Raw genomic sequence first — 13,669 nt, 5'->3', positions numbered from 1 at the left:
CAGGGGGCTATGCAGGGCTTCCTAAAAGTAAAATGATGGACGTAGATTAAATCAATTACGAAGGATTTCCGTGGCTGGTCATAGCAAATGGGCGAATATTCAACACCGCAAGGGTCGCCAGGATGAAAAACGCCAGCGGGTCTGGACACGCGTGATGCGGGAGATCATGGTCGCGGCCCGTATGGGTGGGGGTGACCTGGGCACCAACCCGCGCCTGCGCCTGGCTGTTGACAAAGCCAAGGCTGCCAACATGCCGGCCGATAACGTGAAGTACGGCATCGCCAAAGCCACCGGCAGCCTTGAAGGCGTTCACTATGAAGAAGTCCGTTATGAAGGCTACGGCTTTGGCGGGGCGGCCATCATTGTCGATTGCATGACGGACAACCGGGTGCGCACCGTGGCGGAAGTTCGCCATGCGTTTGCCAAACACGGCGGCCACATGGGGACCGAAGGTTCGGTGGCTTTTCAGTTCAAACACTGTGGCCAGCTGATTTTTGCGCCCGGCACCAGCGAGGACAAGGTCATGGAAGTGGCGCTGGAAGCGGGTGCCGACGATGTGATCACGCATGACGACGGCGCCATCGAGGTGCTGACGCCCTACACCGATTTTGAAGCTGTCAAAAAAGCGCTGGAGGCTGCCGCGCTCAAGCCCGAGCTGGCCGAAGTCACCATGCGTGCCGATAACATGATCGAGCTGACCGGCGAAGATGCCCGGAAGATGCAAAAGCTGCTGGATGTGCTGGAAGACCTGGACGACACGCAGGAAGTCTTTCACAATGCCGCGCTGGACACATCTGAGTGACCATGGAGCAGAACACCGATACCGCGCAGCGGTTGGCTCGCATCGAAAACCTGCTGCAGGAAGGAAACCGCCTGCGCAGCCAGGCGATGGACCTGCAAAAGGAATCCCTTGCCATGCAGAAGTCGCTGGTCGATGAGACCCGCGCCAACATCGTGAAGGCCGGCACGGTCAATGACCAGGCGCTCGAATTGCAGCGCCGCGGCCGGGCCGTCGTCAAGATCGTTCTCGGTGTCGTCTTTTTTCTTATTTTGTACCTCAGCTATTTGCTGTTTTTTAGATTGAACCTCCCGTGAAAGTTCTTGTTATTGGCGGCGGCGGCCGTGAGCACGCGCTGGCCTGGAAACTGGCCCAATCGCCCAAGGTACAGGCGGTGTATGTGGCACCGGGCAATGGCGGCACGGCGCTGGATGCGCGGCTGGAGAACATCAGCATCACCGACGTCCAGGGGCTGCGCGCATGGGCCCTGGCCGAAAAAATAGCCCTTACCGTGGTGGGGCCGGAGCAACCGCTGGCCGCCGGCATTGTCGATGAATTCCGCGCCCATGGCCTCAGGGTGTTTGGCCCGACCAAAGCGGCCGCCCAGCTGGAAAGTTCCAAGGCTTTTTCCAAGGCCTTCATGAAGCGCCACGGCATTCCGACGGCTGAATACGAAACCTTTACCGATGCCGTAGCGGCGCACGCCTACGTCGACGAAAGGGGTGCGCCCATTGTGGTCAAGGCCGATGGCCTGGCGGCCGGCAAGGGCGTGGTGGTTGCCATGACGCTGCATGAGGCGCATGAGGCGATCGAGTTCATGTTGGCCACCAGCCCGGACCACAACGTGCTGGGCGTCACCCACAACGAGGGTGGTGCGCGGGTGGTGATTGAGGAGTTTCTCCAGGGCGAGGAGGCCAGTTTCATCGTCATGTGCGATGGCAAAAACGTGACCGCCATGGCCACCAGCCAGGACCACAAACGCCTGCTGGACGGCGACCAGGGCCCAAATACGGGTGGCATGGGGGCGTATTCACCGGCCCCCGTGGTGACGCCGGATGTGCATGCCCGCGCCATGCGGGAGATTATTCTGCCCACCATCAAGGGCATGGAAAAAGACGGCATTCCCTTCACCGGTTTCCTTTACGCCGGCCTCATGATTGATGGCCAGGGTCGGCCCAAGACGCTCGAATTCAACTGCCGCATGGGCGACCCGGAAACCCAGCCCATCATGATGCGGCTGAAAACCGATCTGTTTGACGTGATGATGGCGGCCACTTCCGGCACCCTTGATCAGGTCGAACTGGAGTGGGACCGTCGTCCGGCCCTTGGTGTGGTGATGGCGGCGCACGGTTACCCGCTCAACCCGCGCAAGGGCGATGTCATCCATGGCCTGCCTAAAGCCGCCGAAGACGCCATGGTGTTTCACGCCGGCACCCTCAAGCAGGACGGCGCCACCGTTACTGCGGGTGGTCGCGTGCTGTGCGTCACTGCGCTGGGCGGCACGGTCAAATCGGCCCAGCAGCGCGCTTACGAGGTCGCCCAGTCCATTCAATTTGACGGCGCCCAATACCGCAAGGACATCGGCCACCGGGCCATCAAGTCCTGATGGGCGCAGCTTGGCGCCCAGGGCTGGCGGTGCCGGATTCCGGTGCCCTGTCGGTGCCGGGTGCCACTGCGGCCTGTAACATGGGTCATTACGTGGGTCAATGAGATGACTGATCTTTTGGGCGTTCGCACCTTTTTGCTGGGACTGCAGGAGCGCATCACCGCAGCCGTTGCTGAACTCGATGGCGGGCAATTTTTGGCCGACCCCTGGCAAAAGGAGCCGGGCGAGCCCTTGCAGGGAAACGGCATCACCAAAATCCTGGAGCAGGGCCAGGTGTTTGAGCGCGCGGGTTGCGGGTTTTCGCATGTGCGCGGCCCCAGGTTGCCTCCCTCGGCGACGCAGCACCGGCCCGAGCTTGCCGGCGCGCCGTTTGAGGCCATGGGCGTGTCGCTGGTGTTTCACCCCCGCAATCCCTATGTACCCACCGTGCACATGAACGTGCGCATGTTGGCTGCCACACCGATTTCCGCCGGTCCGGCAGATGCTGTGTGCTGGTTTGGCGGCGGTATGGACCTGACGCCCTATTACGGGTTTGACGAGGATGCCGTGCATTTCCATCAGACCTGCAAGGATGCGCTGGCGCCGTTCGGCAGCGACAAATATCCGCGCTTCAAGCAATGGTGTGATGAGTATTTTTATCTCAAGCACCGCCAGGAGCAGCGCGGCATAGGCGGCATATTTTTCGATGATTTCCAGGAGCTGGGCCTGGACCAGAGCTTTGCCATGATGCAAAGCGTGGCGGACTCCTTCCTTCAAGCCTACCTTCCGATCGTGAGGCGGCGTCAGAACCTGCCCTATGGGGAGCGCGAGCGCAATTTCCAGCTTTACCGGCGTGGCCGCTATGTGGAATTCAACCTGGTTTGGGATCGCGGCACGCATTTTGGCCTGCAGTCGGGCGGTCGCACCGAGTCCATTTTGCTGTCCATGCCGCCGCTGGCCAGCTGGGCCTACCAGCACCAGGTTGAAGCCGGCTCCCCCGAAGAGCGCCTGTACAAAGAGTTTCTGATCAGGCGGGACTGGGTTTGAGTGCCGCGACCCCTTCCCCGGAAGAGCCTGCCGTCCAGCAGCAGGAGACGCAGGTGAGACGCATCGGGGTGTTTGGTGGGGCGTTCGATCCGCCGCACAATGCCCACGTGGCGCTGGCGCTGGTGGCCCTGGCCCAGCTGGAGCTGGACGCGCTGCACATCATTCCTACCGGGCAGGCCTGGCACAAGGCCAGGCAGCTCAGTGCGGCTGTTCACCGGCTGGCCATGACTCGGCTGGCGTTTCAGGACCTGCCGCGCATTGTGCTGGACGAGCGCGAATTGCAGCGTGCGGGGCCGACCTTCACGATTGATACGCTGGAGGCTCTACAGGCGGAAAATCCGCAGGCCCGGCTCTACCTGATCATCGGTGCGGACCAGTTTTCGGCGTTCCGGCAATGGCACCGCTGGAGGGATATTCTGCAACTTGCTATAATTTGTATAGCTGGTCGCATAGAATCCACGCTGGATCAATCCAAATTTGATGCCTATCCGGGGCAAAGCAGCCGCTTTTTGACGCTGGAACTGCCCCTGATGCCTGTCAGCGCAACCCATATCCGCCATCTGATGGCTTCGGGTGCAGCTACCGCCGGGGAAATCGCGCACTTGGTCCCTGAGCCGGTTGCGCGTTATATTTCGCTCCACCAGCTTTACAGTCTCCCTTAATTCCACCCTCATTGAAGCAAAGCCCTGCATGACCTCTATCACTGTCAAAACCACCAGCACCGCCGACAAGAAAGATGTGCAGAAATTGCAGCGGGCCATCATTGACGGCCTGGAGGATGTCAAGGCGCAGGACATTCAGGTATTTGACACAGAGCACATCACCTCGCTCTTTGAGCGCGTGATCGTTGCTTCCGGAACCTCCAACCGCCAGACCAAGGCCCTTGCGGCCAGCGTGCGCGATGCCGTGCGCGACGCGGGTTTTGCCAAGCCCCGGATTGAAGGAGAAGACAACGGAGAGTGGATCATCGTGGATTGCGGCGCTGCCGTCGCGCACATCATGCAGCCCACGATCCGCCAGTACTACCATCTTGAAGAACTCTGGGGCGAGAAGCCGATCAAGTTGAAGCTGGGAGCACCCGCACCGTTGGTGAAGGCGTCAAAGCCCGAACCCGCGGCAGAGCCCAAACCGAAAGCCGGTGCAAAACCGAAAGCAGGCGCCAAGGCCGGAACAAAATCCACCGCTGCACGCGGCGCGCGCATTGCCAAGCCGGCCGTGAAAACAGTGGTCAAGGACCATGCCCCGGGGTATGTGGGCAAGGTCGGAAAAACCAGTGACTGGACCGCCAAACGGAACCAGGCAACACCCGCCGCCGAGCCGGTAGCGAAAGCGGGCAGGGCAACGGCCAAGCCTGCGGCCGCGAAATCCGCTGCAAAACCTGCCGCAAAGCCGGCTACCAGGACACCGATCGTGAAAGTGCCTGCGCCCAAAAGGGCTCCGGCCAAGAAAGCTGCCGCCAAGACCGCGGCCAAGACTGCAGCCAAGAAGCCGGCAGCCAGGAAATCCGCCCCCCGGAGCAAATGAGGCTGACGATCGTAGCCGTCGGCCAGAAAGTGCCCGACTGGGCGCAAACGGCTTACGACGACTACGCCAAGCGTTTTCCGCCCGAGCTGAAGGTCGAACTCAAGGCGGTTAAAACCGAGCCGCGCGCATCCAAAACCCTCGAGAACCTGCTGGCGGCTGAACGCGCACGCATTGAAGGCGTCATCAGCCGCGGAACCCGCGTGGTGGCGCTGGATGAACGCGGTACCGCAGTGACCACCGTGGCGCTCGCCGAAAAACTCAAGGTATGGCAATTGTCGGGTGACGACGTGGCCATCGTGATCGGTGGGCCGGATGGGCTGGATGCCGCCTTCAAGCAGTCAGCGCATGAACGCCTGCGCCTTTCCGATCTGACCCTGCCACATGCCATGGTGCGGGTGTTGCTGATCGAGCAGCTTTACCGGGCCTGGAGCATCACCATCAACCATCCCTATCACCGCGAATAGCATGGTGTTCACGTCTGACGCCGTGTCTGGTTTTTTACGGGCTGCCCGCGGGCAACCGGGTCCCCGTGTGAGTAGCCATGCCTGCTGCTGATTTTGTTTACCTGGCTTCGCAAAGCCCGCGGCGAGCCCAGTTGCTGGAGCAGCTCGGCGTGCGCTACCAGCGTCTGGCGCCCGCTGCCGGCGAGGACACCGAAGCGCTGGAAGCCGTGCTGGGCAAGGAGTCTCCGGTGGCTTACGTCAAGCGGGTAACCCGCCTCAAGCTGGACGCGGCGAGCGAACGCGCGAAGCGCCAGGGGCTGGCCCCGGCACCTATTCTGTGCTCGGACACCACCGTGGCCCTGGGCCGGTCGATTCTGGGTAAGCCCGAAAACGCGGCTGAAGCGACCCGCATGTTGCGCCAGCTCTCCGGTGCCACCCATCGCGTGCTCACCGCAGTGGCCGTGCAGCAGGGACGCCGGCGGACTGAGGCGCTCAGCATTTCCCGCGTCACGTTTGCACCGATGACCGCGGCCCAGATCAGGTCCTACGTCGCGTCGGGCGAACCCATGGGGAAAGCCGGCGCCTATGCGGTGCAGGGCAGGGTGGCCATGTACATCTCGCATATCAGCGGCAGTTATTCCGGGATCATGGGATTGCCCCTGCATGAGACTGCATGGCTCCTGCGCGCCGCCGGCCTCAAAATCTAGCAGTGGCCAGCCAGCAGCGAAGCCACTAGCGGCTACGATAGAGCCATGCAACAAGACATACTGATCAACTGGTCGCCCCAGGAAACCCGTGTGGCCGTGGTGGAGCTCGGTGCGGTCCAGGAGTTGCAGGTCGAACGCACGCTGGAGCGCGGCCTGGTTGGCAATGTTTACCTGGGCAAGGTCGCACGCGTGTTGCCGGGCATGCAGTCGGCCTTTATCGACATTGGCCTGGACCGGGCGGCTTTTCTGCATGTTGCCGATCTGATGAGCAGCATCAACAGCCGTCATGCAGAGACAGAACTCCAGGCTGCCGGCACATCGACCTCTACCTCGGCATCGCCGGCAATGGCAGCCCTTCAGCCCATCGAAAAACAGCTCTTTGAGGGACAGGCCGTGATGGTCCAGGTTCTCAAGGATCCGATTGGCACCAAGGGCGCGCGGCTGACGGCGCAAATCAGCATCGCCGGCAGGCTGCTGGTTTTTTTGCCGCAGGACAATCACATTGGCGTGTCGCAAAAAATACCCCCGCGCCAGCGCGAGGACCTGCGCCAGCGTGTCCAGGCCCTGACCGGGGACATGGGCGGCGGCTTTATCCTCCGGACCAATGGCGAGGATGCCACCGATGCCGAACTGGGAGAGGACATTGCCTACCTGCGCAAAACCTGGTCGCGCATCAAGGAGGCCTCGCTGCGCCTGCCGCCTGCGTCTGTGCTGCACCAGGACCTCAACCTGCTGCAGCGCGTGTTGCGTGACGTGGTGGTGGAGGGCACGCAAACCATCCGCATCGATTCCCGCGAGCAGTTTGACAACCTGAAGGCCTTCGCGGTGGAGTTCATGCCGGCAACTGTGCAAAAGCTTCAGCTTTACAGCGGTGAACGCCCGATTTTTGACCTTTACAACATTGACGAAGACATTGCCAGGGCGCTGGGCCGGCGTGTTGACCTCAAGTCAGGCGGCTACCTGATCATTGACCAGACCGAAGCCCTGACGACTGTCGACGTCAATACGGGTGGATTTGTCGGTGCCCGGAATTTTGACGACACCATCTTCAAGACCAACCTGGAAGCCTCGCAGGCGATTGCCCGGCAGCTTCGCCTGCGCAATCTCGGCGGCATTGTGATTGTCGATTTCATTGACATGATCAAGGAAAACCACCGCGATGCGGTGCTAGCCGAGTTCCAGAAGCAGCTGGCGCGGGACCGCATCAAGACCGCAGTCAACGGGTTTTCGGCGCTGGGACTGCTGGAAATGACCCGCAAGCGAACACGCGAGTCTCTGGCCCACCAGTTGTGCGAGCCGTGCAGCGCCTGCATGGGAAAAGGCGTGGTCAAGACGGCGCGCAGTGTGGGTTACGACATCCTGCGCGAGATCCTGCGCGAAGCGCGCCAGTTCAACCCGCGGGAATTCAGGGTGGTGGCTTCCCCCAAGGTGATTGAGCTTTTCCTGGACGAGGAAAGCCAGCACCTGGCCGGCCTGAGCGACTTCATCGGCAAGCCCATTTCGCTGCAGGCTGAAGCGGCCATGGCGCAGGAACAGTACGACATCGTTTTGCTATGAGCGCAAGCGACCTTCCGGCCATTCTCGCAACAGCTTGCACCGCGAACCGCAGGCCCATTCCCATTCTGGTCTATCACCAGATTGCCGAAGCGCCGCCCAAAGGCAGTCCTTTTCGCAGCCTCTATGTGTCGCCCAAGGCGTTTGCCCGGCAAATGGCCTGGCTTAAGCTGCTGGGCTACACCGGCTTGTCCATGAGCGGCCTGCAGCCTTACCTCAGTGGCGAGCGCGACGGCCGTGTCGTTGGCATTACCTTTGACGACGGCTACCAGAACAACCTCACGCATGCCTTGCCAGCTTTGCTGAAACAGGGCTTTTCGTCCACCTGCTATGCGGTGAGCGGGCTGCTGGGCAAGACCAATGTGTGGGATGCGGGTTTGGGTATTGCGCAGACGCCGCTGATGAACGAAGCCGAAATACGCCAATGGGTGGCAGCCGGGCAGGAGATTGGTTCGCACACGCACCAGCACGTGAATTTGCTGGCGACTGACGAGGCCGGGTGCCGCGTGGAGATGGCCCAGGGAAAAGCCGGGCTTGAATCGGTCATCGGGCAGCCTGTGCGGCATTTTTGTTATCCATATGGCAGCTACGAGTCCAAGCACGTGGCCATGGCGCGTGAACAGGGCTTTGTGACGGCCACGACCACCGCGCGGAGTCGCTGCCATGCGCAGATGGATCTGTTGCAACTGCCACGGGTGCCCGTGCTTCGCTCGACCAGCCTGCCGGTTTTCTGGCTCAAGATCGCGACCGGCTACGAAGACCGCCGACATCAATGAGCCCGCCTTCCCTGAATCCGGCGGAGCATCCAGGCCCCGCCCGGCAAAAACTGCGCATTGCGGTACTCAACCGGACTTTCTCATCCACCGGCGGCGGCGCGGAGCGCTACTCCATTGCGCTGGTCGAGCAACTGTCCGCCGTACACGAGATGCATGTGTTTGCCCAGGAAATAGACCACCAATGGCCGGGCGTTAGCTACCACCGTGTTTCTGCGCCTTTGCGCAAGCCCCGTTGGATCAACCAGTTGTGGTTTGCCACGGCCACCTGGTGGGCCACGCGGCGCGGCTTTGATGTGGTGCATTCGCATGAAAACACCTGGCATGGGAACGTCCAGACGGTTCACGTGTTGCCGGTCAAATACAACCTGCTCCATGGGATCAATGGCTGGCGCCTGCTGCTGCGGTGGATCAAGATCGTGACCAGCCCGCGTTTGCTGACCTATCTGGCTCTGGAGCGCTTGCGGTATGCGGCCCGCCCCGGCCGTCAGGTGGTGGTGACCTCGGGCAGCCTGCAGGCCATCATGGCCGCCAGTTATCCAGCCTGCAAGGAAATGGTCTCGGTTATCACGCCGGGCATCACGATGCCGGCGCAAGCTGTGACGCTCGCGCTAAAACGGGAGGCGCGGGCGATGCTGGGCTTGCCGGTTGAGGCGCGCTGCCTGCTGTTTGCAGGGAACGATTACCGCAAGAAAGGCCTGCAGGCCCTGCTGGAGGCGATGGTGCACTTGCCTTCCGATGTGGTGCTGGCGGTGGTTGGTAACCCGGCGCATATTCCAGCGTTCAGGGCGCAGGCTGAGGCCTTCAAGCTGGGTGCGCGGGTCCTTTTCCTGGGTTCGCTGAAGGAGGTTGGGCCTGCCTACACAGCCGTGGATTGCCTGGTGCATCCAACGCTGGAAGATACCTTTGCCATGGTGGTCCTGGAGGCTATGGCGCATGGCCTGCCGGTGGTGGTAAGCGGCCCTCGCTATTGCGGTATTTCCGGGCTGCTGCAGCATGGTGTTAACGCCATGGTCCTTGACGACCCCAGGGATGCCGACAATTTGGCGCAAGTCATTCAGCAGGTGCTGGTCCAGCCAGCGCTTCACGACGGGCTGACGCACGGCGCCGTGGAGTTCGCCACGCATTACCAGTGGGGTGAACTCGCTTTACAGCAGGAAGCACTCTATTTGTCAGCACTTGCTGCCACAAAGGTTGCGAGCAGTGCGTCGTGACCGCTGGCAAATGACTACGCGCTGCGGGGCGCTAGTCAGGCTACCAGTTTGAAATGCTTGCGGCTGAAATCCAGCCCGGTCAGCGTTTCAACCTGCCGCATGAAGTGGTACTTGTTTTCCTTGGGCGTCGGTTTGTACGCCGGATCGATGTTTAACACCGGCTCGGCCTCCGTGGCGAGCCATTCCTGCACGGCCAGGGGGTGCGTACCGGTAAACGGCCTGAGCGCACGGCGGTCAAACTGGCTATAGGTGATTTGCGCGGCAGCCTCTTCGCCCCAGTACTTGCTCACCTGGTCGAGTTTTTTCTGCATCTCTTCGTTGCGGCGTATCCATCCGTAGTGGTAGATGTGGGCATTGGCGAGTGCGGCGCGCGGGTTGCGGCCGCGCTTGTGATCGGTGGTGACCAGCCAGTACTGGCCATCGGGCGCGTAGCTGCGAATGGTGTTGCGGATCAAACGGCATTCGCGGCGGTACCAGCCCGGGCTGATGGAGATCCAGTCGGGTGAACCGTAAAAATGATGGTAGTCAAACACCAGCGCTTCGACGGCGGGGTTGGCGTGATGGCGCTCGACGCTGGCGCGTATGGCGGCCAGCTCACCCTCATGCACGACTTCATCGCCTTCCAGGTAGAACGCCCAGTCGCCCGTGCAGGAGTACTGGGCAATCATTTTCTGCTGCGCGTAGACAAATCCGCGGTCGGCCATGCGTTCGTTCCACCGGGTCTCGACGATTCGTATCTTGGGGTCTGCAATGGCCCGCACACGCGCCAGCGTCTCGTCGGCGCCCTGGCCAACGGCCACGACAAACTCATCGACCAGGGGTAGCAGGGAGCGTATGGACGCCTCAAAAGGAAAACCGAGGTCTACGCCGTTGCGAATGAAGGTGAAGCCGCTGATCGAAACACTCATCTTGAAGCACTCATCTGAATTGACTCTTGGATATTCGCTGGATGGCAACGCACGGGAATACATGGGAACGTCACGCCAGGTGTCAGGTATTCTGGAAACCAAGCCGGTAAAGGTGGGCGTAGGCGCCATTTTTTGCCAGCAACTCCGCGTGGGTGCCGGATTCGATCATGCGGCCAGCCTCCATCATGATGATGCGGTCGGCATGCTGCACGGTGGACAGCCGATGCGCAATGACCAGCGAGGTGCGGCTGGCGGTGAGCCGCTTGATCGCTTCCTGCACAGCCAGTTCTGATTCGGTATCCAGCGCCGACGTGGCTTCATCCAGCACGAGAATGGGCGCGTCTTTATAAAGGGCGCGTGCAATTGCCAGCCGCTGGCGCTGGCCACCCGACAGCTGCATGGCGTTGTGGCCGAGCATCGTGTCCATTCCTTCGGGCAGTTCGGCCAGCAACCCGGCCAGATTGGCGGCGGCCAGGCACTCCTTCACCCGGTCGCGCTCGACGGGCTGGCCCAGTGCAACGTTCACAGCGATGCTGCTGTTGAGCATCACCACATGCTGGCTCACAAATGCAAACTGCGCACGCAGGGACACCAGGTTCCACGCACGAAGGTCCTGACCATCGAGGTAGATATTGCCCGAACTCATTTCGACAAATCGGGGCAGCAGGTTGACCAGGGTCGTCTTGCCGGAGCCGGATGCGCCTACGATGGCGAGCGTTTCTCCTGCCTTGATGGAAAGGCTGAACTGATCAAGGGCTGGAACGGCATCGGCTTTGTAGATGACGCTGGCATCGGCAAACTCGATGTCGCCATGCGCCCTGGCCTTGACAAACGAGCCGCCGCTTTCGTCAGGCGTCAGATTCATCAGGTCAAGGCCGCGCTCGAGTGCAGCCAATCCGCGGGTCACCGGCGTGGCAGCATCCGACAGGCTTTTGACGGGTGCAATCAGCAGCAGCATGGCCGTCACAAAGGCCACGAACCCGCCGACGGTTGTCGTATTTTCGGCGCTCTGCAGCAAGGCGATGGAAATGACTGCCGACAGCGCCATCGCGGCCAGCACCTGGGTGATCGCACTCATGCCCGCGTAGGCGGCGGTGGATTTCATCGACAGACGGCGCAGCGAGTTGCTGAGGTGATTGAAGCGGCTGGCCTGGCCGGCCTGCGCGCCATGCAGGCGGACATCGCGGTGCGCCATAACGTTTTCTTCGACGACATACGCGAGATCATCTGTAGCGGTCTGGCTTTCCTTGGTGAGTCGGTAGAGGCGCTTGGACAGCACCTGGATGACAAACGCCACGGCCGGAAACAGCAACGCGACCACCAGCATCAGCTTCCAGTTCAAATAGACCAGATAACCTATCAATGCCAGCAGGGTCAGCACATCCCGCGCCAGTTTCATGATGGCGTTGATCAACATGGAGGAGCCGTTGAAGACCTCATAGACCACGGTATTGGCGATAGCGCTGGAGCTTTGGTCGGCAAACAGGGTGAGCCGCGCACTCAGCAGCTTGTCAAACATGGCTCCGCGCAGCTTGAGCAAGCCGTCATTGGTGACTTTGGCCAGCGCAAACTGGGCCAGAAACCCGGACAGCCCGCGCACGGTGAACAGCAGCATCAGCGCGAGCGGCACCAGCCAGAGGTTGAAGGAATCCCTCTGAAAGCCACGGTCGAGCAGCGGTTTGAGCAGCGCGGGTACAAAGGGCTCAGTTGCGGAGGCAACAATGGTCGCACCAATTGCCAGCGCCCAGCCAGCCCGCGAGCCGCTGAAATAGGGCCAGACGCGCGCAATTCTGCGCCACATGGTTGATTTTTCGGCCGCACTGGCGGCTGCTGTGGCGATTGGTGTTGGGGGGCTCACGTGGGCAGCTCGCGTTGGGGCGCGGCAATGACCGGTCCGGCGGCCGGGCTGAGGCCGAGGGCCAGCAGCAAGCCGATCAGGATGCAGAAAAAATCACCAATCAGTGCGTCGTAAATGATGGAATTGAAAAGGCATGCGACCGCCAGTGCAACCAGCGCCGATTGCGCGGCTCGGGCGTACGGTTGTTCCATCTTCAGGCTGTCCCGCAGCACGGAAAGCATGAGGGCAGCCAGCAGGACGAGGCCGGGAATGCCGAGTTGCACGCCCCATTGAAGGTATTCCTGGTGCGGGTTTCCATTGCCCGGGATGTCCTGGTGGGCCGGGTTTTTTGCACGCTGGAGCCGGTTGTATTCGGTGCTCCAGCTACCGATACCTGCCCCCACCACCGGGTGCTGGCCAATGATCTGGGCGGCGCTCAACCAGAGGCCAAGCCGGATGCCCGATGACGTTTTGACTTGCGGCTGGGTTGCATACGACTCCACCTCGGTCTTGACCGCAGTTAGCCGTTCGTGCACCTTGGTTGAGCTGAAAAAAAGAAGCAAAACCAGGAGAAAAGGCAGCAAAACAATGCCGGCCCGGTATTTTCGGGGCAACTCCCACATGATGGCGATGGACAGCAGTGCGATGGCAACCACGTGTCCGCTGCGTCCGCTCAATACAAAAAGCACATTGAACAAGGCGATCACAGCCACGAAAATCGCGAAGTGTCGGCCGAACCGCCCGGGCGCCAGGTCGCGCAAATGCCAGCACACCGCGCCCAGCACCGCCGCCATGATGCCCTGGTCCAGGTAACTCGAAAATACCGCGTACTCTTTCAGCGCCATGTTGGAGGTCGCCCAAGGCACAGGTAAATGGAAAAACAGCATCCATGAACTGGCCACCAGGAACACCTGGGTCAGCACAAACGCGCCCAGCGCATACATGGCCTCGCGGCGGTCGCGGATGAGAAATATCATCAATGCGATCAGGATCAGCTTGCCATACTTGGCGAGGGAGCCCAACACATCGGCTGGCGGTGCGACTGTCCAGAGCATGCTGATCGCGAACGCGAAAAGTGCCGCCAGCACGGCAATGGGCGTGTACAGGCCAGCCAAAGGCCTGCCCGCTGCGGGCGCTCGTCGCCAGAAGAGCAGCGCAGCGATGCCGCACATCAGCAGCAGGAGTTTGGCAATGCTGATGAGGGCCATCGACAAGCCCACGGCGGCCGACGCCAGGCAGACGATGGCAAGCCTGATGTTGATTGTCTTCTTTGGCAAGATGGTCGCAGGGAGGGCACGC

14 protein-coding genes are annotated in these 13,669 nt (G+C 61.2%); 11 read left to right on the top strand and 3 right to left on the bottom strand.

What is annotated here, in order from left to right; all coding sequences use genetic code 11:
- The first annotated feature begins 70 nt into the window (after positions 1 to 70).
- The 11 genes from AC1DUR_RS16845 to AC1DUR_RS16795 all read left to right on the top strand — a co-directional run bounded on the left by AC1DUR_RS16845 (position 71) and on the right by AC1DUR_RS16795 (position 9,625).
- Positions 71 to 802: a YebC/PmpR family DNA-binding transcriptional regulator gene (locus AC1DUR_RS16845; protein WP_477721762.1), complete on the top strand. Its 732-nt coding sequence runs from the start codon at positions 71 to 73 to the stop codon at positions 800 to 802.
- A gap of 2 nt (positions 803 to 804) precedes the next feature.
- Entirely contained in the window at positions 805 to 1,095 is a 291-nt protein-coding gene (locus AC1DUR_RS16840) for a hypothetical protein (protein ID WP_477717282.1), read from the top strand.
- Entirely contained in the window at positions 1,092 to 2,384 is a 1,293-nt protein-coding gene (gene purD / locus AC1DUR_RS16835) for a phosphoribosylamine--glycine ligase (protein ID WP_477717281.1), read from the top strand. Before AC1DUR_RS16840 ends, purD begins: the two co-directional genes overlap by 4 nt.
- 105 nt (positions 2,385 to 2,489) lie before the next feature.
- Positions 2,490 to 3,410, top strand: a complete 921-nt coding sequence (gene hemF / locus AC1DUR_RS16830) for an oxygen-dependent coproporphyrinogen oxidase (protein ID WP_477717280.1) — start codon at positions 2,490 to 2,492, stop codon at positions 3,408 to 3,410.
- A gap of 53 nt (positions 3,411 to 3,463) precedes the next feature.
- On the top strand, positions 3,464 to 4,072 hold the full coding sequence (nadD, locus tag AC1DUR_RS16825) for a nicotinate (nicotinamide) nucleotide adenylyltransferase (protein ID WP_477717279.1): 609 nt from the start codon (positions 3,464 to 3,466) through the stop codon (positions 4,070 to 4,072).
- A 28-nt stretch (positions 4,073 to 4,100) separates the two neighbouring features.
- Positions 4,101 to 4,934 (top strand): ribosome silencing factor, encoded by an 834-nt coding sequence (gene rsfS / locus AC1DUR_RS16820; RefSeq protein WP_477717278.1) that lies wholly within the window; start codon positions 4,101 to 4,103, stop codon positions 4,932 to 4,934.
- Positions 4,931 to 5,398 (top strand): 23S rRNA (pseudouridine(1915)-N(3))-methyltransferase RlmH, encoded by a 468-nt coding sequence (gene rlmH / locus AC1DUR_RS16815; RefSeq protein ID WP_477717277.1) that lies wholly within the window; start codon positions 4,931 to 4,933, stop codon positions 5,396 to 5,398. Before rsfS ends, rlmH begins: the two co-directional genes overlap by 4 nt.
- 77 nt (positions 5,399 to 5,475) lie before the next feature.
- Positions 5,476 to 6,084: a Maf family protein gene (locus tag AC1DUR_RS16810; RefSeq protein ID WP_477717276.1), complete on the top strand. Its 609-nt coding sequence runs from the start codon at positions 5,476 to 5,478 to the stop codon at positions 6,082 to 6,084.
- A gap of 45 nt (positions 6,085 to 6,129) precedes the next feature.
- A complete protein-coding gene (gene rng / locus AC1DUR_RS16805) occupies positions 6,130 to 7,641 on the top strand; it encodes a ribonuclease G (protein WP_477717275.1) in 1,512 nt (503 codons plus the stop codon).
- Positions 7,638 to 8,414, top strand: coding sequence for a polysaccharide deacetylase family protein (locus AC1DUR_RS16800; protein ID WP_477717274.1), 777 nt, complete (start codon positions 7,638 to 7,640; stop codon positions 8,412 to 8,414). The genes rng and AC1DUR_RS16800 overlap by 4 nt, the downstream gene beginning before the upstream one ends.
- Positions 8,411 to 9,625 (top strand): glycosyltransferase family 4 protein, encoded by a 1,215-nt coding sequence (locus AC1DUR_RS16795; protein ID WP_477717273.1) that lies wholly within the window; start codon positions 8,411 to 8,413, stop codon positions 9,623 to 9,625. Before AC1DUR_RS16800 ends, AC1DUR_RS16795 begins: the two co-directional genes overlap by 4 nt.
- Before the next feature lie 35 nt (positions 9,626 to 9,660).
- On the opposite strand, the gene AC1DUR_RS16790 is transcribed toward AC1DUR_RS16795, so the two are convergent.
- From AC1DUR_RS16790 to AC1DUR_RS16780, 3 genes are all read right to left on the bottom strand, one after another.
- Positions 9,661 to 10,533: a glycosyltransferase family protein gene (locus AC1DUR_RS16790; protein ID WP_477717272.1), complete on the bottom strand. Its 873-nt coding sequence runs from the start codon at positions 10,531 to 10,533 to the stop codon at positions 9,661 to 9,663.
- A gap of 82 nt (positions 10,534 to 10,615) precedes the next feature.
- Positions 10,616 to 12,334 (bottom strand): lipid A export permease/ATP-binding protein MsbA, encoded by a 1,719-nt coding sequence (gene msbA, locus AC1DUR_RS16785; protein WP_477717271.1) that lies wholly within the window; start codon positions 12,332 to 12,334, stop codon positions 10,616 to 10,618.
- 53 nt (positions 12,335 to 12,387) lie between these two features.
- Complete coding sequence (locus AC1DUR_RS16780) at positions 12,388 to 13,647, bottom strand: O-antigen ligase family protein (protein WP_477717270.1); 1,260 nt, start codon at positions 13,645 to 13,647, stop codon at positions 12,388 to 12,390.
- Positions 13,648 to 13,669 lie beyond the last annotated feature (22 nt).

The organism is Polaromonas sp. P4_F4, from assembly GCF_056401355.1.
This window is presented reverse-complemented; position numbering and strand designations above follow the sequence as displayed.

Excerpts from the sequence above, each read along its gene's own strand:
- rng (WP_477717275.1), top strand. The coding sequence starts at position 6,130 with ATGCAACAAGACATACTGATCAACTGGTCGCCCCAGGAAACCCGTGTG.
- AC1DUR_RS16800 (WP_477717274.1), top strand. The coding sequence starts at position 7,638 with ATGAGCGCAAGCGACCTTCCGGCCATTCTCGCAACAGCTTGCACCGCG.
- AC1DUR_RS16840 (WP_477717282.1), top strand. The coding sequence starts at position 805 with ATGGAGCAGAACACCGATACCGCGCAGCGGTTGGCTCGCATCGAAAAC.
- AC1DUR_RS16790 (WP_477717272.1), bottom strand. The coding sequence starts at position 10,533 with ATGAGTGTTTCGATCAGCGGCTTCACCTTCATTCGCAACGGCGTAGAC.
- AC1DUR_RS16810 (WP_477717276.1), top strand. The coding sequence starts at position 5,476 with ATGCCTGCTGCTGATTTTGTTTACCTGGCTTCGCAAAGCCCGCGGCGA.
- rlmH (WP_477717277.1), top strand. The coding sequence starts at position 4,931 with ATGAGGCTGACGATCGTAGCCGTCGGCCAGAAAGTGCCCGACTGGGCG.
- AC1DUR_RS16795 (WP_477717273.1), top strand. The coding sequence starts at position 8,411 with ATGAGCCCGCCTTCCCTGAATCCGGCGGAGCATCCAGGCCCCGCCCGG.
- hemF (WP_477717280.1), top strand. The coding sequence starts at position 2,490 with ATGACTGATCTTTTGGGCGTTCGCACCTTTTTGCTGGGACTGCAGGAG.
- rsfS (WP_477717278.1), top strand. The coding sequence starts at position 4,101 with ATGACCTCTATCACTGTCAAAACCACCAGCACCGCCGACAAGAAAGAT.
- msbA (WP_477717271.1), bottom strand. The coding sequence starts at position 12,334 with ATGTGGCGCAGAATTGCGCGCGTCTGGCCCTATTTCAGCGGCTCGCGG.